We start from the raw sequence: 24944 nt of genomic DNA, 5'->3' as shown, positions 1-24944 counted from the left end.
ACTTATTCATGAATAATAAAATGTCTTTGTTGTTGAAATCAAAGCCTACTGTTTGAAGAAATTCCAGTGGGCTTTGATTTTTTGAGTCAAAAAAGGGAAAGAACTATCAACTGATAATATTCTTATTCAAGCAATTCAGTTTCTTAGTCTATTTTGAAAGGAATACTTTTTTTACTTTTGCCTCCTTCATTGAATGCTTCAATAGTAACGTAATAGGGTGAATCGCAATCAAAGAAACCGAATTCGGCTTGATTGCCATATACCATTACGGCATTATTGATTTGTTTGGGAGTACTTCCCCATCGTATTACATATCCCGTAGTAGGTTGCTGTGAATTCCATGAAAAGACAATACGGCGACGGTCCTTTTGGCGTTTAGCTTGAAAGTTGGATACATTCTCAGGCTTTTTACAATTTGCCTTTCCAAACAAACGCATATCTGCTATAGAAAAACGACCTATCTGAAAGTCTTTGGTATTTTTTACCCGTACGAAACGACCTCGTACACTATTTTTTAGTGTGATAAGTTCATAAATCTGATCCTTAGAGTTTTTAGAACGATCGATTAACATTTTCCATTGGTTGCCGTCTGTAGAATATTCAACAATATACTGATATACAGGCGTATTTACATCGCGGCGATAGGATTGAAACCCTTCGTCAGCAAAGCATATCTGTAAAGCTGAGATTTTCATGATCTGTCCTAGATCCATTTGTAACCATTCACCCTTTTTACCGGTAGCGGCAGACCAACTTGTTTTTATATTTTCGTCACTAGCCTTATTGGGTTCACAAGATGGATAAGAGGAAGAAGCCTTTGTAGGTTTGTTATAAGAAAGTAGATTCATATTGGCTGATAAGCTCTTTTTACTAAAATCAACTTTCTTGTTGGGAAGAATGAACGGAAAGTCTGTGTAATCAGTGATACCGTGTGAATATCCATTGTTATAAAAAGCGGGAAAAATACCAATTCGGCGTTCAAAGTGATCTTTAGCGGATACAATCATAGTTCCTACATACCAATCATTACCATAACGATCTTTGAATGGATGTCCATGTCCAGCGCCAGTTATAAAACCTCCCGGCTTAATAGAAAAAGGAGCACCTTCTGCACAAGTGTAAGGACCTAACGGATTCTTTGAAATATAGACTCCTGTACAATAAGTGGTGAATTCTGTTCCTGGAGCTGAATACTGCAAATAATAATAATCTCCATGTCGGGTGATACATGGTGCTTCATTCCAGCCTCTTTTGTCTGTCATTTCATTCTTCTCACCTGGCACTTCCCAACCGAAACGGTCTGCATTATGCGGAATTAGTTCGACTTCTGGACTAATAGCTTTGAAACCATCTTCTGGGTCAATTTCAAAACCTTTGATAGGAGCATTGTCCGAACATCCATAATAAAGGTATACTTTTCCGTCATTGTCTTGGAAGAATGCCGGATCTCCGTAATCTTTAGATTTGGATTCAATCTCTTCCCATTGATCTTGTATGGGGTCTGTGCTTTTGTAGATACGTTTTTCACCCATTCCGAGATAGTAGATAGCATCTTTGTAGACCAGAACAGCCGGTGCCCATGCTTCTACCGTTTTTAGATTCTTACTCGCTACATAATTCCAGTTCTTCAGATCGGATGAATACCAGTAACCGGAAGAATGCGACGCAAATAGAAAATAACGGTCTTTGAATAATACAATCACTGGATCGGCTGCTTCACGACGGGAAACTCCATCTATTTGAAAACGATAACTCAAATTAAGAGGATTGGTAGTGATTCGACTGTTCTGCACTTCTTGTGCCGATAAGTGACTACTTACAGCTAAAATGGCTAAGAATATTATACTCTTTATCATATTTGTATTTTATATGTTATATTCAGTATTATTTGGAGTTGGTAAAGTTACTTACATCTGATTAAAATTATATATCTATTTATGACATTTATGTATTTTTGAAGGATAAAGGCATGAATAGATATAAAGATGTCTTATAACTATACAATTTAAAGGTCATCAGAGGATTTAGTATCGTTACTTAGCTTACCCCATTATTATTTATTTCTTTACTATTTTTACCGCGTGTTACCGTTTGCCTATTAGTAATTTTAATAGGACTGTTTATATGAAAGACTAAGGTGTTACAATGAAGGAATTGTTACTTAGTATCATGATGGATTTGCTTGTTTTATAAATGTTCAAGACGCCATCACAGAAACTAAGAAGTTTGAGTTTGAAGTATCGGTGATCTTTGTTTATGAAGAAAAGATGATTTATTTTCAGGAATTAAAAAACAAATAATGTAATTATGCTATCTGCTTTGCAAAGTATAACAGAGTACCCCCTTTTTGAATGTGCAGAGAGGGATTCTTCATTTTGTTCAGAATGCCAGTTGCTATCATACTATAAAAAAATGTGAAGCTATTCTCGTATAATTATTTATGTCCAAATTAGCCCATGAAGACCTGTTTTCTTGTTTTTGATTTCGTTGGTTGGAATCTATTCTGTACCTTTACGGAAAATTTGAAATCATTATGGAAGATAATTCGGAACTGCAACTAGCCTGGCAGTTTATCGAAAACACAGGTACACATCTGTTTCTTACCGGGAAAGCAGGAACCGGAAAAACTACTTTTTTAAGACGATTGAGAGACAAGACCCCCAAACGCATGGTTGTATTAGCACCGACGGGTATCGCTGCGATTAATGCAGGAGGGGTAACGATTCATTCATTCTTTCAGCTTTCTTTTGCACCGTTTGTGCCGGAAACAACATTCAATTCCGCTCAAATGCACTATCGTTTCAGTAAGGAGAAACGAAATATTATCCGAAGCATGGATTTACTGGTGATTGATGAAATTAGTATGGTACGTGCAGATTTATTGGACGCTGTGGATGCTGCGTTAAGGCGTTATCGCGATAGAGAAAAGCCTTTTGGGGGCGTACAACTTCTGATGATTGGTGATTTACAACAGTTGGCTCCTGTGGTGAAAGACGATGACTGGGAACTCCTGAAAAAACACTATGAGACTCCTTATTTCTTTGCAAGTCGTGCTTTGAAAGAGACCACTTATATGACGATTGAGCTGAAAAAGGTATATAGGCAAAGTGATACCTTTTTTCTTTCTCTCCTGAATAAGATTCGTGAAAACAAAGCAGACGATGAAGTGCTGAATGAATTGAACCGCCGTTATCAGCCCGGTTTTCAACCTCGGAAGGAGGAAGGATATATTCGTCTGACGACTCACAATTATCAGGCACAACAGGTGAACGATCGTGAACTGGCTTCGCTTCCCGGACGTGCGTATAGTTTTCGAGCCGAAGTAGAGGGTAATTTTCCCGAATATTCTTATCCGGCAGACGAAGTTCTGACTATCAAGGACGGAGCGCAGATCATGTTCCTGAAGAATGATGTTTCTTCCGAGAAACGGTATTACAACGGGATGATTGGTGAAGTCGTGAAGGTCGATGGGAAGAGAATACTTGTGCGTGGTAAAGAGAGTGATAACGAATTTGATCTTTTACAGGAAGAATGGGCAAATTGCAAGTATGTATTGGATGAAAATACTAAAGAGATCACTGAAGTGATTGAAGGAGTTTTCCGTCAATATCCTATCCGTCTGGCATGGGCGATTACAATTCATAAGAGTCAGGGCTTGACGTTTGAACGGGCTATAATCGATGCACGTAATTCGTTTGCACATGGGCAGACGTATGTGGCTTTGAGCCGTTGTAAAACTCTGGAAGGTATGGTTTTGGAATCTCCGCTCCGCAGAGAAGCGATTATCAGTGATAGTGTTGTCGATGATTTTACAAGAGAGGTGGAGCAGAATGCACCGGGAACGGTACAGTTGCATGATATGCAGAAAGCTTATTTCTACGATCTGGTAAGTGATTTGTTTAATTTCTATTCATTGGAGCAAGCTTATAATCGCTTGCTTCGTTTGATAGATGAAGATTTGTATAAACTCTTTCCGAAGCAGTTGGCGGAGTACAAGGCGTTAGTTCCACATATTAAGGAAAGGATTATGGACGTATCTCTCCGTTTTCGGAATCAATATACCCGTTTGATTCAAGAAAAGGATGATTACGCCACAGATGAGGAGTTGCAACAACGTCTACGCTCTGGTGCTGTCTACTTTAAGAAAGAGATAGATCCCGTTCTTGATTTGTTTGAAAAGACGAATATGCCTCTTGATAATAAAGATTTGCGTAAGCAGTTGAACGAACGTTTGCAAGCGTTGGAAGATGTTTTATGGATCAAACTACCTTTGTTGGAATATCTGTTTGAGAAACCATTTACGGTGACAGGTTATTTAAAACAAAAGGCGATGGTTATGTTGGATATAGAAGGGGATTCATCCTCTTCCGGTTCTTCTAGTTCTTCTTCCAGAGCAGCGAAAGCTCCGAAGGAAAAGAGGGAAAGAAAAGAACGTACTCGCAGCAGTGCCGGAAAGGTGAAAGTGGACGTTCCTACGGATATTTTGCATCCGGAGCTATATCGTTCCCTCACGGAATGGAGAACGGTAAAAACGCGGGAGGTAAATTTACCAGCGTATGTTATCATGCAACAGAAGGCATTGATGGGTATTGTCAATTTGTTGCCGGACACTCCGCAGGCGTTGGAAGCTGTACCATATTTCGGTGCGAAAGGTGTAGAGAAGTATGGGCTTGAGATTCTGGGTATTGTACGCAACTATATGAAGGAACATCAACTGGAACGACCGGAAATCAAGTTTGTGACTGTAGACAATGGGGCTGAGACTAATGAAATAGAAACTGCCAAATCATCGGAGATAGCTGTGAAAAATACAGAAGATACGAGGAAAGAAAAAGGAGAGGGAAGAACTGCTAAGAAGGATAAAGAAAAGGAGAAAAAGAAGGATACAAAGGAGATCAGTTACGAAATGTTCTGTCAAGGATTAAGTCTTGAAGAAATCGCTCAGATACGTGAATTGGTTCCGGGAACGATTGCCAACCATTTAGAATATTATGTCCGTTTGGGTAAAATCAAGTTGGAAGAGATTGTGGCGGAGGATCATATTCAAAAAATCCGTCATTATTTGGAGACACATGAGTTCAGTGGATTGGTGGCAATCAAGGCTGCTCTGGGAGATGATGTTTCTTATTCGGATATTAAGCTTGTGTTGGCTACTACTACTTCAGACTAAATAAACTTGATAAGGATTTGGTATGATAGTTTGTAAACGATGATGAAGTTTAATACTTAGAATATATAATTCTTAGAGGGGAAGGCTGTCTCAAAAGTCTGAAAGTTTAAATTAGAACTTTCAATTTAGAACTGACAGGTATTAAGTATAAAAAAGAGCGTCACTTTACACCTCATTTTCAGAGGCTAAAGTGGTGCTCTTTATTTATTCAGTTACAATCTGTAACTTTAAGTAATTCCGTTTTGACTTTTTAGACAGCCTGATTGTTTTACAAACTTATAAGATAAGCTATCATAGATTACAGAAGAAAGAAACAAATATTGGGACACTCATATCAATGAGAATACCATGCAGGATAGCAATTGGAATCATCTCTTTCCCGGCATATTTACTGATAGACGGCAGTAATACATCCATTGAATTGACTCCTGCTGCTGAGATTGGTGCTAATTTACCGAAATATTTCTGAATGAGTGGAGTGCCTAATAAAGTCATCATCTCCCTGAATATATTAGTCAGTAAGGCAATAGTGCCTAGCTCTGTAGCTAGTTGTAGTCCGATAGATGGTTCCTTAAATTGAGTGATAAGAATGGAAGAAAGTGAATAATAAGCGAATCCGCTTCCTACTGCCATACATTCGAACACACTCCATTGACTCAGCAACAGGCTTGCCAATGCTGAAAATAATAAGGTACCTATAATTGTGCCCATTGGAATCAGTAACATCTTGGGTTTTAGGTGGGCTATGATTGCCTTTAGATTCTTGTTGGAACCAATGCTGATTCCTACTTGAAGCATTAGGGCATATAGAATGTACATAGATATACTATGTGTATCGAATTGGAACTTATTGAAGACTCCCAAAGTGCAACCTACACAGAAGAAGAGTAGAACGATTAGGCTACCTTTCATTGTTTACCTCCTTTCTTAAAGAAGATTTGCAATATCAGACGTGAAGCAACCAGGCTTCCCAATACACCGGAAAAGGCAAGAATCATAGCCTGCCCTCCAAACTTTCCAAGATTGTCTACAATTAGGTTGTTTGAACCGATAGATACTCCCAAAATGAAAAGAAGCATGAATATAGTGGCGGAAATTGTCTTTTCCGTTTTTTGTAATAGTTTCCAGTTACGTAGTGCATAGCCTATACCAATGCCTAAAAACATGATAGATATAATAGAAAACATAGAACTTACTTTTTAATGGTTAGGTTAGATAATCGATATATCACACGCTGCACTTTCCCAGAAAGAAATCAGGTCTCTTGAGGAAGAAATATTTAATCTTTCAGGCAAGAGTTGCATATCTTAGAGAAGAAATGACAGTTCTCTGAAAGGTTTCATATTTCTCTAAAAGAAATCTTTAGGGGAAAGCATTGGGTATTGTCTGTGAATGAATAAAAATCATTAGACAATTCTCATACGTTATTAGATGATCCCTAAATATAATAGGATCAGGCAGTATTTAGATAAATCCACTAAACCAATGTACATGTACACAACAAGACTTGCAGAAAGATGTCTCTGCAAGAGATAAGGGGGAGATATGTAATTGTAACAATTGATTCATCTTTATTCTTTGTATTTTGGGTGCAAAGATAATAGATTTCTGCATAAATTAAAAATAAATATACAATAAATCTTCTTTGAGGAGCTTGTAAGTCTTGTAAGGTGTTGGTTCTGTTGTAGATATCGTTCGTTATTATTTTTCGGCTTTTCATTCCGATTAGTAGTTGTGGGGTGGGTATATGATACTGATGTTATATTATATACTTATTCAATGAGCATATGTTACCATTCCGCAAGAATCTGTTTCAATTTTCGCGGTTGATAGTTAAGTAGCTTTTGAGCCTTGTCAATACTCATTCCGCTATAACGAGGACGTGGAGTGGACTCATTCATTTCTTTCGTTGTGACAGAATGGATAAGGTTATAATTCAGATTCATAGCTTCAGCTACTTGAAAGGCAATATCTGAAATTGCCAGATATTCGTCACCACAGATATGAAATATACCATTGTGAGTGCTTTCCATCAGCTTTTGAATTCCTACGGAAACATCTCCAACATAGGTTGGTGTCCTCCATTGATCGGATACCACACGAATTTCTTGTCCGGCATGCAATCGATTCATTACTAGCTGAACGATATTACCATGTTGCCCAGGTAATGCTTTTCCATACACGATCTCTACTCGGACGATGGCATAGTCCTGACATATTTCGCTTACTTTCTCTTCACCTTTCCATTTGGTATATCCGTAATAATTTACAGGGGCCGGTGTGTCATTTTCGTTATATAAATATTGGGGAGATGGGGATACAGCTTGGTTTTCATAAGGATTAGTATCCTTTTTTGTTTTGAAATGCTTAGGTGTTTCGTATGCTTTTCCATCAAAAACAAAATCTGTTGAAAGATGGATGAAACGGCTTTTATGGTCTCTGCAAAGCTGTGCTAATTGTGCCACTGCCGTAACATTCATAAGAAAAGCTTCTTCATGATGAGTTTCACAATAGTCGGGAACAGATAAAGCAGAGCAGTTGATGACTAGATCAGGGGATACTTCTTTAAAAAGATTACATACAATTTCTTTGTTACGTATATCTATTACTTTGAAATGATAATTTCCCTTATTATTGGCACAAATATCAGGGTGCAGGGAACATCCTGTAACTTTATATCTTTTCTGATTCGATAAATCATTGAGTATTTGCCGTCCGGTGAATCCATTAGCACCGATGATCAATATATTCTTCATGACTGCTTCTTTTAGGGCAAAGATAGTGATTTGAGTGTTTCTACAAACGTATAGGCATAAAAAAAGGAGCAACGCCTTGCTCCAACCTTTGTTAACCTTAAATCTAATACTATGAAAAACACATTACAAAGGTACGGACTTTTGGGATATCTGCAAATAATCCAAGAAAAAAAGTATGTTTCATAACATAGATTAAGAATTTTATTAGCTAATTCAATTTTTATTAAGATATTTTATCTTGAATGTAATTTATTATATATGGGAGGGGGAATCTGTAAAATAGGTATTTCTATCAGTAAAATATATACAGTATATGTTGTTGAAGTCGAGTAATTTTGCAATATCTGAAAGTGAATGGTTAAATATATTATGAAAGAAACATTTATATTCTCTGATGGTAAAGTTTACCTTCAATTTATTTTTGAGATGTTTTTTTTAATATAAATGATATGAGAACTAAAGTAGCAATGATAGCTTGTATGTTTGTGGTGAGTATGATATTGAATCCATGCAATCACTCAAAACAAAATAGTAACAGTAAAATGGAGGATAATAAAATGAAAAATGAAGTAGTAACAAGTAACGAGCCGCTTTTTGGCTTGGGAGAATCAATTAGTGCTAATTTTACAGGAGAGGCATGGCTTCAGCCTTTATCTTCAGTTGCAGAATATGATTGTAGTCTTTATAATGTAACTTTTGCATCTGGTACACGAAACAATTGGCATAGTCATGCAGTTGGTCAGATTTTGCTTTGTACCGAAGGGGTTGGATATTATCAGGAGAAAGGCAAAGCGGCACGTCATTTAGTTCCGGGGAGTGTAGTGAATATTCCTGCAAATACGTTGCATTGGCATGGAGCTGCTCCTGATAGTCGTTTTACCCATATTGGTATCACTCCAAAGGTTGGTGAGAACAGTGCGGAGTGGGGAGATCCTGTGACAGATGAAGAGTATAATGTGGCTGTGAAATTGTAATGATAACGTCTGGTATTTTATGAACCGAAATCATGATACTAATAAATAATGCTGCCCAAATAAGTTGATTTTTTTATAAGAATCAGCCAATCTTATGCTTTTTATGGTTAGTTATGTCGTTTTCAAAGAGGAACACATCATTATTTACGGGAGTTTTGATATATTTGCTCGGAAAAAGAATCAAAAGACTTATTTGTATGAAGGCATTATTTATTGGTGGAACAGGTACAATCAGTACCGATGTTGTAGCATTGGCACAGCAAAGAGGCTGGGAGATAACTTTACTTAACCGAGGATCAAAAAAAGTACCGGAAGGGGTAAGAAGTGTTGTTGCGGATATCCATGACGAGTTGGCTGTAGCAAAAGCTATTGAGGATGAAAATTACGATGTGGTAGCACAATTTATCGGTTATACGGCTGAGGATGTAGAACGTGATATTCGTTTGTTCCGGAATAAAACTAAGCAATATATTTTTATAAGTAGTGCCTCTGCTTATCAGAAGCCATTGGCTGATTATCATATTACAGAAAGTACGCCTCTTATGAATCCCTATTGGCAGTATTCGAGGGATAAGATTGCAGCAGAAGAAGTGCTATTATCTGCTTATCGGAAGAATGGTTTTCCCATAACTATTGTTCGTCCCAGCCATACGTATAATGGTGAAAAACCTCTTGTATGTATGCATGGTAATAAAGGGAACTGGCAGATTGTCAAGCGTATCCTTGAGGGGAAACCGGTGATTATTCCCGGAGATGGTACTTCGCTTTGGACATTGACTCATTCAAAAGACTTTGCCAAAGGATACGTAGGATTGATGGGAAATCCTCATGCTATTGGAAATGCATTTCATATCACAAGTGATGAAAGCATGACTTGGAACCAGATTTATGAGACAATTGCTGATGCTTTAGGTAAACCTTTGAATGCTTTGCATGTAGCCTCCGATTTTCTGGCAAGACATGGTGAGATGTATGACTTTACTGGTGAACTGTTGGGCGATAAAGTGAATACTGTGAAGTTCGATAATTCGAAGATCAAACGATTTGTTCCAGATTTTATCTGTACTATTTCGATGGCAGAAGGCCTACGTCAATCGGTGGAATATATGCTTGCACATCCTGAAACTCAGACACCTGATCCTGATTTTGATTCTTGGTGTGATCGGATTATTGATGCACAACGTGCAGCAGATGAGGCGTTTGAGACTTCTATAAAGTAACAATATCGCAAGAATAGATGTTAAATTCAATAAATAACAAAAAGAAATGATGTTGGAAGCAACCTTAAATACCTCTTTTATGAAGAAAATTATTTTATTATTCCTATTGATCCTATCCTTTATTGTTGTTGGTTGTAAAGATGAGAGTATACCGGAACAATCGGATGATCCTATTCCAGAGTCTCCTGTCGTGGATTTTATTCCAGGAAGAACAATTCCTGTTGTTTTTCATGTCCTTTATGAGGATGCTTCTAATCCTATTCAATCACCGTCAGAACAACTATTCAAACAGCGTATAGGCCAAATGAATCGTTTTTATGCTGCTAATTTATTCACATTTTCTGATATTCCGGGTGTACCGAGTCGGGACGTTGATATTAAGTTTACGTTAGCAAATCGAGATCCGGAAGGAAATCTACTTATGGAACCAGGTGTTCATCGCGTGAAATATTTTAAATCAAGTAATATGAGTGCGGAAGGCTTGCTTTATAGTAGTTCATCCACAGTAGAAAACAAACCCATATTTTGGAACCCTAACCGATATGTAAACATTTCGTTATTCAGCTTTTTGAGTTCTCCCGGCACTGAAAAAGATGAGTCTAATGTGACGGGTATTTCTTTTCTATCTTACTGTACTACTACTTATCCTCTTGTTAAGCTGTCAGGTAGCGATAAAGAAGAACCGGGAGAAAATTATTATACCACACTGCCGGATTATATGCATGGGATGGCACTAAATAATATATAATTTTCACCAACTGATGATATAAATCCTTTTGATCAGGAAAGTTTGTTGGATGATGAAGGCTTATTTACTTTTTGCCATGAAATGGGACATTATTTAGGTTTGTTCCATGCTTTTGAGGAACCTCAAAAAGGAGAAGAGTATTTGGGATGTGTCAATCCGGATAATGCAAGTGATGATGAATGTTTTGATACTCCTAAATATGACAGAATGTCTTATTTGCTGCTAGTTGATATGTTGTTAAATGGACTCCATTAGAAGAACTGCCATATAATCCTTTTGAAAGAGAGCCATGCGACGGTAGTGAACTGTATGTTTCCACTAATGTGATGGATTATTATTATGGATTACGTACTGAAAAAACGTTAGAGCAAAAAACGCATTGATCATATAATGAACTATAGTCCTCTGATACCACGTAATGAAATTAAAACTAGAGCTTTATTTAAAGACTTCGACAGTAAGTTTACTGGAAAATTACCCAAACCGGTTTTAATGAAATGTTATAATACTAAAGCTGTTTGTCATTGGCCAATGGTTTAAGTTCTAGTATATAAAAAATGAGATTGAATTCTATTTGGAGAGGACTTAGCATTCAATCTCATTTTTATATAAATCCAGAAAGTTATAACTAGAAAGGAGCATTCCGTCCTTGTTGTACCTCCACCCTGATTCCGAAGGACCCGTTTGCAGATTTTAGTTCGAAGGCACCGCGAAAGTTATTCCTTTGCCATGGCATAGCACTTCGGTTTGGAACCTTCCGGCCATCCATATTATAATCTCCATAGGTATTGATTCGCATTCCGTTTTTCAGTTTAAAAGATCCCATTTGCATATACTGTGGAGAGGATGATAATCCCCAGTCGTATCCATATCCAAATCTAGGATAGGAAGAGAAGGCGTTGGTGAATCCCTGAGTATAAATTGCATCCGTATTCATACGAAAAATCCGGTTGTAGTCTTTAGTTACATTGGGCAATTCCATATTCAGTTTAGGCAATTCCGGAGATGATAAATTCATCAGGTTCATGTCTAACAAGAAACCACCGAAATCCTTTACATTGGCTGAGGGAATACGTCGAATACTGTCAGATGGAATTTCCGACTGTGCAGAGGCGAGGCCGACTGATAATATCAGTGAAAGAAATAGAATCAGTTTTTTCATTTCCGTAAAAGGTTGATACACGACAAATTTACATAAAATCTTCGGATATTCATTTTCGGATGAAAAAAGATTGCTATCTCTTTCACTATCATTTTAATCCATTAACTATATTAGAAACGTTAGTTTTGCATTATGTCGGCTATTTACTCGCTTTCCACGTCTGCGCATATTCGTCCAATACACGTTTAATGCTTTGTCCTATTTTTACGTAGTCGGCTTCATTCAGGTTAGCAAGCGACACGCGAACGCTCCACTTGGGTCCGGCAAAGCCACCACCGTTCAGCAAAACGAGAGACGTTTCATTGGCCAAACGGAACACGACATCCAGTGGATTATACGTTTTCTGCAAATAAGCAACAAAGTCATCCCCATAGAATTTCTTACCCCATACCAACATATCAATCTCCGAATAATATCCGGCACGTAATGGATCTTTTATCAAAGAAAATCCGGTATTATCCCATAAGGCTTGCAAACGGCGGTGGATAATCTCTTGCATCTTAATTTTGTAGCGATCTTCTTTATCCAAAAGAGAGAAAGAAGCAAAAAGACTCATCTGCATTTGTTGCGGCAGAGAGAGTCCTGCTGTGTGATTCAATGCGATTTGTCGGCTGTCGGCAACCATGCGATCTATAAATTTCATCTTTTCCGGGTGCAAGTCCAGACTAGAATAACGTTTATTCAAAATCTCTTTCTGTTCTTCCGGCAGTTGGGCAATCATCTTGTCATAGATATTCTCTTCGTGCAATGCGATGACAGCGACACGCCATCCGGTAGCTCCGAAATATTTGGAGAAGGAATAAACGCAAAGAGTATTGTGAGGTAATTCGGCCATTAGTGAACGGAAATGAGGAATGAAGGTTCCGTACACGTCATCAGTAATAATCATCAGGTTTGGGTTATCATTCTTAACGATATTCACAATGCGTGCAGTCGTTTCCGGACTTAGTGCATAGCTGGGTGGATTACTTGGATTGGTGATAAAGAGTGCCTTTATTTTAGGATCTTTCAGACGGTCGATATCCTCATCTTTGTATTGCCAGGTATGCAGACCATCCGGTGTCATCTGGTCGGCTGCAATCTCAGTAACATCAAATTGGTAACGGCGCAATTCTGGTATCTCGATGTAAGGAGTGAAGGCCGGAATCATCAGTGCAATAGAATCTCCTTGGTTTAATAGGAAATTCTCCTGAAGCGAATCAAACAGATAGCACATGGCAGCGGTACCGCCTTCGGTTGCGAACAAATCGAAGGTGCCTTTAGGAGGGCGTCGGTCACAGAGTTCTTGTGCCAGATAATCCTGTACGATTTGTTCTGTGAAATGAAGGATACGGTCGGGGACGGGATATTGGTCACCAATAACAGACTCTGCCCATTCATGGATAAGAGTATCAGGGTCTGCTGCATGTTCCATTAACATATAGTTGTAAGTACCTCTCAATAACTGAGCTCCGGAAACTTTCTCATTATCTTTCAGGAAAGCTTCGAAACGGGCAGCTATTCCAGCTTTTTGTGGGATACCGGCTACTCCTTCTTCCAGAGAAAGGACGCGGCGACATTCGCAGAGTCCGAATTGTCCTAACAGGAAAAAGGCTTCACGCGGTTCGGTAGCAATCCAGTTAGGGTTTCCTCGTCCTGCATTAAGCATGGTGTGCGCCATTTTTTTGATACTTTCATCCGCCATATCGATCAGTTTGTTTTTCAGTTCGAAGGGGCTGATGGTTTCCATTTTTTTGCAAAGCTTTTGGTTATTGCTTTACCAGTGGTTTTCTTTTCCATAATGTTTCTATTTTTTAGAGATGTTAGTTTGTTGGGATAAATTAACTATGAGGATAATTTAATAAGCTATTAGCATAAATTATTTAGCTCATAGGATATATCTGGTAGGCTAAGACCTTGTGTTTAAGTCGGTAATGGCAAAGCAGTCATAAATCTAATTTATCATTAAGTTTTTTCGACTCACTGTGAATATTGACGGACATGTCACATGAGCAATACGATAACGACTCCCCAGATAATGAGCAGTGTGTTACCAACGGCATAAGTGACAGTGTAGCCCAAAGCCGGAGTATCACTTTCCACAGCGTCCTGAATAGCTCCTAATGCTGCTGTAGTGGTACGTGCACCGGCAGTACATCCTAATGCCAAAGCCGGATGGAATTTGAATAAGTATCTGGCCATCAGCAATCCGCAGATCAGAGGGATAGCGGTGGCAAGCGCTCCGACAATAAATAGACTAAAGCCTACTTCTTTGAATCCCGTTACGAAACTGGGACCCGCGGCAATACCGACTACAGCAATAAACATATTCAATCCGACATTATTCAGTACCCATAAGGAAGGTTCGGGAATTCCACCAAAAGTAGGATGTTTGCTGCGTAGCCAACCGAAAACGAGACCGGCAATCAGCGCACCTCCACTAGTGGATAAGCCGATAGGCACTCCACCCAAATGTATGGTAAGCGCACCGATCAGGCCACCAATTAAGATACCCAATCCGACGAAGATCATATCTGTCTGATTCGTAGGACGATCAACATATCCCATGTGTTTGGCTGCGGTTTCCACTTCGTGCGGTAGTCCGGTTAGTTCAAGGATATCGCCTGAATCGACCACTGTTTTTGAGAGTACAGGGACATTGATACCTGCCCGTTTGATATTGCGGATACTTACCCCATGCATGAATTTTTGTGCGCGGATAGTAGCGATGTTTTCCCCTGCAAAGGTATGTTGAGTCACCATGACGGGGAGAGTCTCAGCCGGGAAGTCCAGCAGTTGTGCATCAATAACTTCAGGACCTATCCAGTCTTCTTCACCGATCACGAACTCGCGTCGTCCGCTCAATACGATTTCGTCATTGGGCTGGAGCAGAAGAGTTGGATTTTCTTCTTTTACAACTCCATTCTGACGAACACGCTCTACGAATAAGCGTTTATCATTCCGAGAAAAGTAGTCTTCAAGTTCCTTAACTGTTTTTCCTTTGGCAAACCATTCATTCGTAATCTTATAAGCACGAAATACAACCGGACGAAGGGCGGGAGAGAAGCCGGGTTCATTTTCTTCGGAGCTTCCCATTTTTGCTTCAAGTTCCCTGCAATCGGCTTTTACTTTCTCCAGTCCTCCTAACATTTTAGGACCGATGGAAGCAAGAAGCCATGCGGAACCTGCTGTTCCGAAAATATAAGTAACAGCATAAGCTACCGGGATCGCATTGATATAGTTTGCTTTCTGTGCATCACTGATACCCAACTGATTAATAGTGTCTTCTGCCACACCGATAACGGCTGAGATTGTCTGCGAGCCGGCAAGTAATCCGGCAGCTTCACCTATGTTATATCCCATGATTTTAGCAAGTATCCATGGAGCTACGAGGCTGACAATACACATCAGGACGGCAAATCCGACCTGTGGCAAACCATCTTTTTTCAATCCTCGAAAGAACTGTGGACCTACTTTATAGCCTACGGCAAATAAAAAGAGTAGAAAGAATACAGCCTTCATCGGACCGTCTACGGTAATATTTAGCTGTCCTACCAATACTCCAACCAGCAAGACGCTGGTAACTGTTCCTAATGAAAATTTCCCTATTTTCAGCTTACCAAGCCAGAATCCGGCGAAAAGAGTGAGAAAGATGGCAAGCTCGGGGTGTACCCTCAGTTGATTAATAATCCATTCCATAATGATGTTCTTGTTTAGGTTATGCTAGTAACAACATTATTTAATAAAAAGTGTTTGTAATTTGAAGCGGATTTTTGTGTGAAGATAGTATTTGAATCTCGGCATTTGTCTATTAAAGAAAGATCGTTATCTTTGTGAAACATCATCATATTAAAGTAAAAGCTATGCAATATATTTATAAATATCAATCTCCTATCGGAGGAATAACACTTGCCGGCAACGGTGATTGTCTCACAGGTTTGTGGTTTGACGGGCAGAAATACTTCGCTGCTACATTATCGGAAGAGAATGAAGAGAAGTCATTACCTATATTCGAACAAACTAAGGAGTGGTTAGATTGCTATTTTAGTGGTCGAAATCCTGATTTTACACCTTCGTTGCATTTGGAGGGGACGCCCTTTCGCCTTGCGGTATGGGAGATATTGAGGAAGATTCCTTATGGGGAAGTGATAACATACAAAGATATAGCGGACGAAATTGCCCGCCAAAAAGGCGTACAAAATATGTCTTCACAAGCTGTTGGAGGTGCAGTGGGACATAATCCTATTAGTATTATTATACCTTGTCACAGAATTGTTGGATGCAATGGCAGCTTAACGGGATATGCCGGAGGGATAGCAAAAAAGATAGGTTTGCTTAAATTAGAGCAGGTCAATATGGAGAAATTCTTTGTACCTACAACAGGAAGTGCGTTATAAAGTGTAGCCGATCGTAGTAAGGAAGAATCTCTTCTTTATTACAAGAAGAAATCCTTCGATAAACTTAGGATGATAAGACACTCTTGTACGTCAAGATACTCCTACCTGTCAAACCTCTGAATCAATGACTACAAACCTTTGTGATATCTACTGTGAATCCATCATCTGTAGGCATGAACTTACCTTTCTTTTTGAGAAATACTATCAATTCATCAATATCCATATCAGTTGCCGAACAAGTGTAGAAATGTTGTTCTTCACCAAACTTATGAATGATTGCTTCTTTTAAAGATGATTCTGAATAACTATTTCCTTCCATCATCTGAAGGACTTCATGTGCATGTAACTGTTCCATAATCTATTTTTTCTGCAAAGATACATCGGAGGCGCAGTTTAAAACTGTAACATATGTGACAAAAGCAGAAAATTAGGATTTGTTATCTACTTCCTTCCCATCCAAGTCCACTTGTGCCAAATAGACTCCAACGGACCTTGTTTATGCTTCTTCAACCACCATTTGCAGAATTGCACCTGAAGGATAAATATAAAGAATCCGATGAGTAAACTAATCGTATACCCGCAATGAGGAGCAAGATATAAGCCGAATGGGAAATAGATAATAGTTCCTATGATTGATTGAGAAATATAATTGGTAAGACTCATTTTGCCATAAAAACGCAATCCGGAAACTTTTTTACTGAAAGCTTCCCTCTGATAGAGAAGAACGAAAGAAGAGACTAATACGAAGGTAAACGCTAACTTCTGCCACATATCAAATGCAGTACCCACTGTTTGCTTAATGATTGCATCGTTCTGCATAATCACTTCTTTCAAAGTATATAAAGGAGCAAAAGAAATAGCACCGATTATCAGAGCCTTCGTCCAGAAGCGGAGATTCCTTTCCGTCGTAACAAACAATTGTTTCCTTCCAATATAGAATCCTAATAAGAATAATCCGGCTGTTTGCATAAAACGACCGGCATTTACTGCCCATAAAAAGCTAGCTTTCTGTCCCAGCGTAACGTTACAACAGATGAAATCCCAGAAATTTCCTGTCTTCGTGATTTCGGCCACCTCATTGTACATAGCACCTACACTCAAATCCGGTAACTGATGTGCCGGGTTGATCAGGTTGGCAATGTAATGATACCACTCTATCGGCTGAATCAGAAAAAAGATAGCAGCAAAAAAAATCATTTTATCGCTCCAATTACGTGTAAGGAACAGAACAATTCCGACTACAACGAACAATAATAGAACGTCTCCTGCCGGAAAAAATGCAGCATTTAGCGTAGCAAAACCTGCCAACAGAATCAGTCTCCATAAGAAACGGTATCCAAAATCCTTTCCTTGTTTTTTCTGATTATTACTTTGGATATAAAATGTAAAGCCGAATAATAAAGCAAAAATAGCGTAAGCTTTCCCTGCAAACAAAGCAAAGAATCCATGAAAAACTCCCTGATTCAATATATTGAGCCATTCGGGTGAATGCTCCGGATAGACCGGAAAGATGAAATGTTCCAGATTATGTACTAAAATAATTGCCATTACAGCAAATCCGCGTAAGGCGTCTACTACTTCAATGCGAGGTGTCTTTGTCAACGGTTGATTCATGGTTGGTCGAAATGATGTGTTATTGTGTTTTTTGTACGTCGGTAAAAGTACTGATTTTATCTGATAAACGAGATAATATTAAAAGATTCTTTCCTAATATTCTTTCGGAAATGTTGTTTTTGGCTTAACAAGTACCTTATAAAATGAACGCGCAGGAGAATAACTTCTAAATTTCTCAATTTCGCTTTTTTGTTATACTTTTGTCAATTCAAAAATAAAACTAATCATATTCTGTATGAAATCAGACATAGAAATAGCTCGCAGTATCGAGTTGAAGAAGATAAAGCAGGTTGCCGAGGATATTGGAATTCCTCGTGACGAAGTAGAAAACTACGGTCGTTACATAGCGAAGATTCCCGAACAACAGATTGACGAAGAAAAGATAAAGAAAAGCAATCTTATCCTGGTGACTGCTATCACTGCTACAAAAGCGGGTATTGGTAAAACTACAGTTTCTATCGGCCTTGCCTTGGGACTAAACAAAATTGGTAAGAAAGCAATTGTTGCTTTGCGCGAGCCATCGCTTGGGCCTTGTTTCGGAATGAAAGGAGGAGCTGCCGGAGGCGGATATGCCCAAGTACTTCCGATGGAAAAGATTAATCTGCATTTTACGGGAGACTTTCATGCAGTCACTTCCGCTCATAATATGATCTCTGCTTTATTGGACAATTACCTTTACCAGAATCAGTCGAAAGGCTTCGGACTAAAAGAAATTCTCTGGCGGCGGGTATTGGATGTGAATGACCGTTCTTTGCGCAGTATTGTAGTCGGTCTGGGACCGAAGTCAAACGGTATTACGCAGGAATCCGGATTCGATATCACTCCGGCTTCGGAAATAATGGCGATACTTTGCCTGTCAAAAGATGTAGAAGATTTACGTCGCCGTATTGAAAATATCCTGTTGGGATTCACTTATGATGACGAACCATTTACTGTGAAAGATTTAGGAGTGGCAGGAGCTATCACCGTCTTACTGAAAGATGCTATCCATCCCAATCTGGTACAGACTACCGAAGGAACTGCTGCATTCGTACATGGTGGTCCATTTGCCAATATTGCTCATGGTTGCAACTCTATTTTGGCTACCAAACTGGCGATGACATTTGGCAATTATGTGATTACAGAAGCCGGATTCGGTGCTGATCTGGGTGCAGAAAAGTTTTATAATATCAAGTGTCGCAAAAGCGGACTCCAACCTAAGCTGACAGTAATTGTTGCTACTGCACAAGGTTTGAAAATGCATGGTGGTGTCAGTCTTGATCGCATTAAAGAACCCAATTTGGAAGGATTGAAAGAAGGATTGCGCAATCTGGATAAACATATTCGTAACCTTCGTTCGTTTGGTCAGACCATTATCGTAGCATTCAATAAGTTTGCCAGCGATACGGATGAAGAAATGGAAATGCTACGTGAGCATTGCGAACAGTTGGGTGTGGGCTTTGCTATCAACAACGCTTTTACCGAAGGAGGAGAGGGCGCTGTAGATATGGCTCGTCTCGTAGTAGATATGATTGAAAATAACCCTTCCGAACCTTTGCGTTTCACCTACAAAGAAGAAGATACCGTCCAGCAAAAGATAGAGAAAGTGGCTACTAATATTTATGGAGCAAGTGTCATCACTTATAGCAGCATTGCCCGTAGTCGCATTAAGTTAATAGAGAAAATGGGAATCTCTCATTATCCGGTTTGTATTGCCAAAACACAATATTCATTTTCTGCCGATCCGAAAATTTATGGGGCAGTAAATAATTTTGAGTTCCATATCAAAGACATCGTCATTAATAATGGAGCAGAAATGATTGTTGCCATTGCCGGAGAAATACTCCGTATGCCGGGATTGCCTAAAGAGCCGCAAGCACTGCATATTGATATTGTAGATGGTAATATTGAAGGATTGAGCTAAAAGTCGGAGTAAGCAAATACAAAGAAAGTCCGATTAGTAATATAAATGCCTTTCTAAATAGGTTATACGATTAAATCCCCGTCTTTCCATTTTTTTTCAACTTGGGAAGACGGGGATGGTTGTATATAGAGTCCGGTGTGTTATGACTTACTATTTTGACACACCTTCTATTTTGCGTGTTGTAGAAGAAAAAACGTAAAACGGCACTAAATAGTTTATTTCCTAAGTGTTAAATTATAAAAAAACATGGTCTGCACTTCTCACGAAGGGCAGACCATTTCATCCTATGAACTTCCGGACGTTTCCGGAGTTTTCCAAAATATATTTTAATCCTTAAATAGAGGATATTTCTTCATTGTCTCATTGACACGTGCACGTACCTGTGCGATAACCTCTTCGTGCTCTACATTCGACAGAACAGTTTCGATCATTTCAGCAATCTCCAACATCAAGTCTTCTTTTGCACCACGAGTAGTGATAGCAGGAGTACCTAAACGGATACCGGAAGTCTGGAAAGCAGAACGGCTGTCAAACGGAACCATGTTCTTGTTTACTGTAATATCGGCAGAGACTAATGCTTTTTCTGCAACTTTTCCTGTAAGGTCCGGGTATTTGCTACGCAGGTCTACCAGCATGGAATGGTTGTCAGTACCACCAGAAACGATGGTGAAACCGCGGTCGATCAAAGCTTGTGCCAATACAGCAGCATTCTTTTGTACTTGTTTTGCGTATTCCTTATATTCAGGTTGCAAGATTTCGCCAAATGCTACTGCTTTTGCAGCAATAACGTGTTCCAACGGGCCGCCTTGTACACCGGGAAATACGGCAGAATCCAATAATTGAGACATCATTTTGATCTCACCCTTCGGAGTTTTCTTTCCCCATGGATTAGGGAAATCTTTACCCATCAAGATGACACCACCACGAGGTCCGCGGAGTGTTTTATGTGTAGTTGAAGTGACGATGTGTGCATATTTAACCGGGTTTTCAAGCAGTCCGGCAGCAATCAGTCCGGCAGGATGAGCCATGTCGACCATTAGGATAGCGCCTACTTTATCAGCGATTTCGCGCATACGTTTGTAGTCCCATTCGCGAGAGTAAGCAGAGCCGCCACCGATAATCATTTTCGGTTTTTCGCGCAAAGCTACTTCTTCCATTTGGTCGTAATTAACACGTCCTGTTTCCTGATTCAGGTTGTATTCGCAAGGAGTGTAGATGATACCGGAAGTGTTCACTAAAGAACCGTGAGAAAGGTGACCGCCATGTGCCAGGTTCAATCCCATGAATTTATCACCCGGATTCAACACAGCCAAGAATACGGCAGCGTTAGCTTGTGCACCTGAGTGAGGTTGTACATTTGCCCATTCTGCGCCGAAGATTTCCTTCAAACGGTCGATGGCAATTTGCTCGCTTTGGTCTACAACTTCACAACCTCCATAGTAGCGTTTGCCGGGATAACCTTCTGCATACTTATTAGTCAGGCAAGAACCCATTGCTTGCATAACCTGGTCACTTACAAAGTTTTCAGATGCGATCAGCTCGATACCTTTCAGCTGACGTTGGTGCTCTTTTTCGATAATGTCGAAAATTAAGTCGTCTCTTTTCATTCTTTTGTATAAGTAAGATTTAATATTCTAATTCGAGATACTTTATTTAAGCGTACAAAGTTAGTGAAAATAAATAAAGAACAAAAAATAATTAATGAAGAATTAAGGGAATAGATTATGGAAAATTGATAATAGATATGAGAGGAGTGCTTTCTTTTTATTACTAAACAGGGACTTTGTTCTTAACATTATTCAGTTTCAATGAATGTAGTAAGTCGCTCGATTTAATTGGTTAATCTCTACAAGACTCCACTTTCAGTATGTCCGTCTGATTATAGGATAAATCCGAGAGAAAAACTGAGTGCACTGTCCCGTCGTTTGAATATAATAGTACTGACTCCTGTGCTACCGTCGGAATTGATATTATCGTATGTAATAGATTTTGATATATTTCTCAACCCCTGCTCGTAACGGAAATCGAAAAAGATTCGGGATATATTGACTCCCACGCCAACTACTACGCTGGCATTGAACGGATGTAGTTTCTCATGAATACCTTTCTGGTCGAAGTTGCTGAAGGTGATTTCATTATGTTTTCCCCATAGGTAACGTATTTTCGGGCCTGCAAAGATGGACATACCATAAGGTCCTTTTTTTACAACATTATATCCATAGAGAATTGGAAAATCAACACTGTGCAGAATGGATTCTACTGAAGCATAATCAGGTTCGATATCGGGATGTTGCGAGCCGAGCTTATCAAAAATGATTTCGCATTTACCAACATTGTACGATACCTCCGGTTGGATAAAATGTTTCTTCATGTTGATTCGCATAAAAAGCGAACCGAAGTATCCGATCTTATAATTATTTTGAAATTCATCAATGGTCACATCTTTAATCTTCAGTTCCGATACCATGAACATGGTGGAGTTGAATCCTGCCTTAATGCCGAAATTTATCTTTTTGGTATTCGGACGTTCTACGTTACCTGTATTACCATCCTTGCCGAAAGCCGTACAAGCTACGGTCAGCAGATAAAGAATCAGTATTTTACGCAGTATAACCATCCTATGTGATTTTTAAAACTTTTAATAAATTGATTTTCTGATATACGGTTTAAAGTAATACCGTAAACCGATCCATCCACACTTTATTTATTTTTCTTTTCCACACTCCATCCGAACTTTCCTATTTTCTCGCCCAGATCATAATATCCTCCATGTACATAAACCAACGGATTTGCTTCTGCCAGTTCCAATTTCCCTGTTTTAGAATTCAAGTTACGATCATCGGCACGAACATTTACTACATCAGCGATAAACATATCGTGCGAACCGAGTGAAACGATTTCTTTTACCCGGCATTCGATGCAAAGAGGAGACTCTTCGATGAGCGGAGCATTAACTACTGTGCAAGGACCGGGAGTCAGTTTCGTCTCTTCAAACTTATGATAATCTTTTCCAGAACGGACTCCGCACCAATCTGTAGCAAACGCTATCTCTTTCGTCGTCAGATTAATGACAAACTCCATATTTTTCTTAATAATCTCATAAGAATGACGTTCCGGACGTACGGATATATAACACATGGGCGGGTTTGTGCAAATAGTGCCCGTCCATGCTACTGTGATAATATTATATTCACTTTCTTCTTTTCCGCAGCTAACTAATACAGCCGGCAACGGATAAATCATTGTTCCTGGTTTCCAGTCTTGTTTCAATTTAATAAAGAATTAAGAATGATGAAAGAAGAACATCAAAGGATGGTGATATCTTCACGTTTCTGTTCTTTTTCGCAATAGTGGCATCTTACCACACAATTATCTTTATCTATCACATGGAACAGAGTAGCCATTGGTTCGTTGTTCGTGATGCATTTTGGATTGGCGCATTTCACGATACCCCGCAATTCATCCGGCATTTTCACTTCTTTCTTTTCTACGACTTCATAGTCGCGGATAATATTCAGTTTCACGTGCGGTGCAACAACAGAAATGCGATTAATTTCTTCATCGCAGAAAAACTTATCGGCAATCTTGATGATTCCTTTTTTACCTAACTTTTTGCTGTCGAGGTTGAAACCTATGGTAATGTTACTTTTCATCTGTTCTACGCCAAGCAACTGAACAACAGTAAAGAGTTTTTCAGAAGGGATATGGTCAATCACTGTCCCGTTCTCTAAGGCAGCTACCTGTAGTTCTTGTTTATTTTCGCTCATAATAAAATATCGTTTTTAACGTCCTCTAATGTGATACCCAACACGTCGCAAAGGATAGCCTCACGTGCATACAGGCCATTCTGTGCTTGTTGGAAATAGTATGCTTTCGGATTATCGTCCACGTCATAAGCGATTTCATTCACGCGGGGAAGCGGATGCAAGATCCGCAAGTTCGGACGTGTATGCTCTAACATCTTGTTGCGTAAGATGTACACATTCTTCACTCGTTCGTATTCCATCAGATCTGTAAAACGTTCTCGTTGCACACGAGTCATATAAAGAATATCGGCATTGGCAATCGTCTCTTCTGTGAAGTCGGTGTGCTCTACGTATTTGATCTGATGTTCTTTGCAATAAAGTTTATATTCTTCCGGCATTTTCAGTTCCTCAGGGGCAATAAAATGGAACGTCGGGTTGAAGTGACGCATTGCCATTAACAAAGAGTGTACGGTACGTCCGTACTTCAGGTCACCTACGAGGAAAATATTGAGATTCTCCAGTGTACCTTGTGTTTTGTAGATAGAGTAGAGGTCTAGCATCGTTTGAGATGGGTGTTGGTTGGCTCCGTCTCCTGCATTGACAATAGGCACAGGAGCTATTTCGCTGGCATACCGGGCAGCTCCTTCAAGGTAATGACGCATAACGATGATGTCTGCGTAGTTGCTCACCATCATGATGGTATCCTTCAATGTTTCTCCTTTTGAAGAGCTGGTTACTTTGGGATCAGTGAAACCGATGACACGTGCACCGAGGCGATTGGCTGCTGTCTCAAAACTCAGACGGGTACGGGTGGAAGGTTCAAAGAACAGGGTTGCCACTACCTTACCTTGCAATAACCGGCGGTTAGGGTTCATTTCAAACTGCTTCGCCATTTCGAGCATGTAAAGTATCTTTTCTTTCGAATGTTCGGCAATGGTTACTAAACTTCTGTTTTCCATTTTGTTATCTTTATATGTGGATAGAACTTGTTTTACCGAGGCGTAAAGGTACGAAGAATTTATGAAATACACATAGAAGGAGCCGAATAATTCTTGAAAAAAACTTGTTTCGAATCCTCTTTTCGGATGCGTTTTTAGCGAGTTAATGAAAGTTAATAGATGGGGTGTTGTGAATTGCTTACTGCGTAGTAACTGCGAAACCTTGTGTTAAACAAAGTGTTAAAGAAGGAGATAACCATTTGATAATTAATGATGCAATGTTTCTATGTGCGCGTGGTAAAGACAATACAATATAAAATAAGAAAAAGACAGAGAG

At 39.3% G+C, this 24944-nt stretch carries 20 protein-coding genes and 1 pseudogene; 7 read left to right on the top strand and 14 right to left on the bottom strand.

Annotated elements, in window-relative coordinates; all coding sequences use genetic code 11:
• Positions 1-143: 143 nt before the first annotated feature.
• Positions 144-1856: a family 43 glycosylhydrolase gene (locus EJF25_RS20725; RefSeq protein ID WP_235016883.1), complete on the bottom strand. Its 1713-nt coding sequence runs from the start codon at positions 1854-1856 to the stop codon at positions 144-146.
• A gap of 677 nt (positions 1857-2533) precedes the next feature.
• Between EJF25_RS20725 and EJF25_RS20720 the strand changes: the two genes are divergently transcribed.
• Positions 2534-5170, top strand: a complete 2637-nt coding sequence (locus EJF25_RS20720) for a helix-turn-helix domain-containing protein (protein WP_125042548.1) — start codon at positions 2534-2536, stop codon at positions 5168-5170.
• A gap of 291 nt (positions 5171-5461) precedes the next feature.
• Here EJF25_RS20720 and EJF25_RS20715 read toward each other — a convergent pair whose 3' ends face one another.
• The 3 genes from EJF25_RS20715 to EJF25_RS20705 all read right to left on the bottom strand — a co-directional run bounded on the left by EJF25_RS20715 (position 5462) and on the right by EJF25_RS20705 (position 7926).
• On the bottom strand, positions 5462-6082 hold the full coding sequence (locus tag EJF25_RS20715; protein WP_125042547.1) for a LysO family transporter: 621 nt from the start codon (positions 6080-6082) through the stop codon (positions 5462-5464).
• Positions 6079-6357, bottom strand: a complete 279-nt coding sequence (locus tag EJF25_RS20710; RefSeq protein ID WP_125042546.1) for a LysO family transporter — start codon at positions 6355-6357, stop codon at positions 6079-6081. The genes EJF25_RS20715 and EJF25_RS20710 overlap by 4 nt, the downstream gene beginning before the upstream one ends.
• 603 nt (positions 6358-6960) lie before the next feature.
• Positions 6961-7926 carry an SDR family oxidoreductase gene (locus tag EJF25_RS20705; protein WP_125042545.1) on the bottom strand — a complete coding sequence of 322 codons (966 nt, stop codon included), beginning with the start codon at positions 7924-7926 and terminating at the stop codon, positions 6961-6963.
• 449 nt (positions 7927-8375) lie between these two features.
• On the opposite strand from EJF25_RS20705, the gene EJF25_RS20700 reads away from it, so the two are divergent.
• The 4 genes from EJF25_RS20700 to EJF25_RS20685 all read left to right on the top strand — a co-directional run bounded on the left by EJF25_RS20700 (position 8376) and on the right by EJF25_RS20685 (position 11123).
• The gene (locus tag EJF25_RS20700; protein WP_200832960.1) at positions 8376-8900 is read left to right on the top strand and encodes a cupin domain-containing protein; all 525 of its coding nucleotides are present in this window, start codon (positions 8376-8378) and stop codon (positions 8898-8900) included.
• 197 nt (positions 8901-9097) lie between these two features.
• Positions 9098-10120: an SDR family oxidoreductase gene (locus tag EJF25_RS20695; protein ID WP_125042544.1), complete on the top strand. Its 1023-nt coding sequence runs from the start codon at positions 9098-9100 to the stop codon at positions 10118-10120.
• A gap of 79 nt (positions 10121-10199) precedes the next feature.
• Complete coding sequence (locus EJF25_RS20690; RefSeq protein ID WP_125042543.1) at positions 10200-10868, top strand: zinc metalloprotease; 669 nt, start codon at positions 10200-10202, stop codon at positions 10866-10868.
• Positions 10869-10913: 45 nt separating this feature from the next.
• Complete coding sequence (locus EJF25_RS20685; RefSeq protein ID WP_125042542.1) at positions 10914-11123, top strand: M43 family zinc metalloprotease; 210 nt, start codon at positions 10914-10916, stop codon at positions 11121-11123.
• A 373-nt stretch (positions 11124-11496) separates the two neighbouring features.
• On the opposite strand, the gene EJF25_RS20680 is transcribed toward EJF25_RS20685, so the two are convergent.
• The 3 genes and pseudogenes from EJF25_RS20680 to aspT form a co-directional block, all read right to left on the bottom strand.
• Positions 11497-12030: an occludin gene (locus EJF25_RS20680; RefSeq protein WP_125042541.1), complete on the bottom strand. Its 534-nt coding sequence runs from the start codon at positions 12028-12030 to the stop codon at positions 11497-11499.
• A 139-nt stretch (positions 12031-12169) separates the two neighbouring features.
• Positions 12170-13809 (bottom strand): annotated as a pseudogene (gene aspD / locus EJF25_RS20675) (aspartate 4-decarboxylase).
• 204 nt (positions 13810-14013) lie between these two features.
• A complete protein-coding gene (gene aspT / locus EJF25_RS20670) occupies positions 14014-15708 on the bottom strand; it encodes an aspartate-alanine antiporter (RefSeq protein ID WP_125042540.1) in 1695 nt (564 codons plus the stop codon).
• Positions 15709-15872: 164 nt separating this feature from the next.
• On the opposite strand from aspT, the gene EJF25_RS20665 reads away from it, so the two are divergent.
• Positions 15873-16406 (top strand): methylated-DNA--[protein]-cysteine S-methyltransferase, encoded by a 534-nt coding sequence (locus tag EJF25_RS20665; RefSeq protein WP_125042564.1) that lies wholly within the window; start codon positions 15873-15875, stop codon positions 16404-16406.
• 121 nt (positions 16407-16527) lie between these two features.
• Here the strand turns inward: EJF25_RS20665 and EJF25_RS20660 are convergent, their stop codons facing one another.
• Positions 16528-16761 carry a YecH family metal-binding protein gene (locus EJF25_RS20660; protein WP_125042539.1) on the bottom strand — a complete coding sequence of 78 codons (234 nt, stop codon included), beginning with the start codon at positions 16759-16761 and terminating at the stop codon, positions 16528-16530.
• A gap of 86 nt (positions 16762-16847) precedes the next feature.
• Positions 16848-18020 (bottom strand): DUF418 domain-containing protein, encoded by a 1173-nt coding sequence (locus EJF25_RS20655; protein ID WP_125042538.1) that lies wholly within the window; start codon positions 18018-18020, stop codon positions 16848-16850.
• 235 nt (positions 18021-18255) lie between these two features.
• On the opposite strand from EJF25_RS20655, the gene EJF25_RS20650 reads away from it, so the two are divergent.
• Positions 18256-19923 (top strand): formate--tetrahydrofolate ligase, encoded by a 1668-nt coding sequence (locus tag EJF25_RS20650; protein WP_125042537.1) that lies wholly within the window; start codon positions 18256-18258, stop codon positions 19921-19923.
• Positions 19924-20249: 326 nt separating this feature from the next.
• On the opposite strand, the gene glyA is transcribed toward EJF25_RS20650, so the two are convergent.
• From glyA to pyrB, 5 genes are all read right to left on the bottom strand, one after another.
• Positions 20250-21530 (bottom strand): serine hydroxymethyltransferase, encoded by a 1281-nt coding sequence (gene glyA / locus EJF25_RS20645; protein WP_125042536.1) that lies wholly within the window; start codon positions 21528-21530, stop codon positions 20250-20252.
• A gap of 272 nt (positions 21531-21802) precedes the next feature.
• On the bottom strand, positions 21803-22540 hold the full coding sequence (locus EJF25_RS20640; RefSeq protein ID WP_125042535.1) for a porin family protein: 738 nt from the start codon (positions 22538-22540) through the stop codon (positions 21803-21805).
• 83 nt (positions 22541-22623) lie between these two features.
• The gene (locus tag EJF25_RS20635; protein ID WP_125042534.1) at positions 22624-23193 is read right to left on the bottom strand and encodes a flavin reductase family protein; all 570 of its coding nucleotides are present in this window, start codon (positions 23191-23193) and stop codon (positions 22624-22626) included.
• Between the two features lie 35 nt (positions 23194-23228).
• Complete coding sequence (gene pyrI / locus EJF25_RS20630; protein ID WP_125042533.1) at positions 23229-23690, bottom strand: aspartate carbamoyltransferase regulatory subunit; 462 nt, start codon at positions 23688-23690, stop codon at positions 23229-23231.
• Positions 23687-24628 (bottom strand): aspartate carbamoyltransferase, encoded by a 942-nt coding sequence (gene pyrB, locus EJF25_RS20625; RefSeq protein WP_125042532.1) that lies wholly within the window; start codon positions 24626-24628, stop codon positions 23687-23689. Before pyrB ends, pyrI begins: the two co-directional genes overlap by 4 nt.
• Positions 24629-24944: the final 316 nt, after the last annotated feature.

It is taken from the genome of Bacteroides faecalis (assembly GCF_003865075.1).
Classification (GTDB): Bacteria; Bacteroidota; Bacteroidia; order Bacteroidales; family Bacteroidaceae; genus Bacteroides; species Bacteroides faecalis.
The sequence above is the reverse complement of the archived record's forward strand: the minus strand, read 5'-3'. Positions and strand labels throughout refer to the sequence as shown.

What these genes read in the sequence shown, in the direction of transcription:
- EJF25_RS20725 (WP_235016883.1), bottom strand. Translation starts at nt 1,856, where the DNA reads ATGATAAAGAGTATAATATTCTTAGCCATTTTAGCTGTAAGTAGTCAC.
- EJF25_RS20720 (WP_125042548.1), top strand. Translation starts at nt 2,534, where the DNA reads ATGGAAGATAATTCGGAACTGCAACTAGCCTGGCAGTTTATCGAAAAC.
- EJF25_RS20715 (WP_125042547.1), bottom strand. Translation starts at nt 6,082, where the DNA reads ATGAAAGGTAGCCTAATCGTTCTACTCTTCTTCTGTGTAGGTTGCACT.
- EJF25_RS20710 (WP_125042546.1), bottom strand. Translation starts at nt 6,357, where the DNA reads ATGTTTTCTATTATATCTATCATGTTTTTAGGCATTGGTATAGGCTAT.
- EJF25_RS20705 (WP_125042545.1), bottom strand. Translation starts at nt 7,926, where the DNA reads ATGAAGAATATATTGATCATCGGTGCTAATGGATTCACCGGACGGCAA.
- EJF25_RS20700 (WP_200832960.1), top strand. Translation starts at nt 8,376, where the DNA reads ATGAGAACTAAAGTAGCAATGATAGCTTGTATGTTTGTGGTGAGTATG.
- EJF25_RS20695 (WP_125042544.1), top strand. Translation starts at nt 9,098, where the DNA reads ATGAAGGCATTATTTATTGGTGGAACAGGTACAATCAGTACCGATGTT.
- EJF25_RS20690 (WP_125042543.1), top strand. Translation starts at nt 10,200, where the DNA reads ATGAAGAAAATTATTTTATTATTCCTATTGATCCTATCCTTTATTGTT.
- EJF25_RS20680 (WP_125042541.1), bottom strand. Translation starts at nt 12,030, where the DNA reads ATGAAAAAACTGATTCTATTTCTTTCACTGATATTATCAGTCGGCCTC.
- aspT (WP_125042540.1), bottom strand. Translation starts at nt 15,708, where the DNA reads ATGGAATGGATTATTAATCAACTGAGGGTACACCCCGAGCTTGCCATC.
- EJF25_RS20665 (WP_125042564.1), top strand. Translation starts at nt 15,873, where the DNA reads ATGCAATATATTTATAAATATCAATCTCCTATCGGAGGAATAACACTT.
- EJF25_RS20660 (WP_125042539.1), bottom strand. Translation starts at nt 16,761, where the DNA reads ATGGAACAGTTACATGCACATGAAGTCCTTCAGATGATGGAAGGAAAT.
- EJF25_RS20655 (WP_125042538.1), bottom strand. Translation starts at nt 18,020, where the DNA reads ATGAATCAACCGTTGACAAAGACACCTCGCATTGAAGTAGTAGACGCC.
- EJF25_RS20650 (WP_125042537.1), top strand. Translation starts at nt 18,256, where the DNA reads ATGAAATCAGACATAGAAATAGCTCGCAGTATCGAGTTGAAGAAGATA.
- glyA (WP_125042536.1), bottom strand. Translation starts at nt 21,530, where the DNA reads ATGAAAAGAGACGACTTAATTTTCGACATTATCGAAAAAGAGCACCAA.
- EJF25_RS20640 (WP_125042535.1), bottom strand. Translation starts at nt 22,540, where the DNA reads ATGGTTATACTGCGTAAAATACTGATTCTTTATCTGCTGACCGTAGCT.
- pyrI (WP_125042533.1), bottom strand. Translation starts at nt 23,690, where the DNA reads ATGAGCGAAAATAAACAAGAACTACAGGTAGCTGCCTTAGAGAACGGG.
- pyrB (WP_125042532.1), bottom strand. Translation starts at nt 24,628, where the DNA reads ATGGAAAACAGAAGTTTAGTAACCATTGCCGAACATTCGAAAGAAAAG.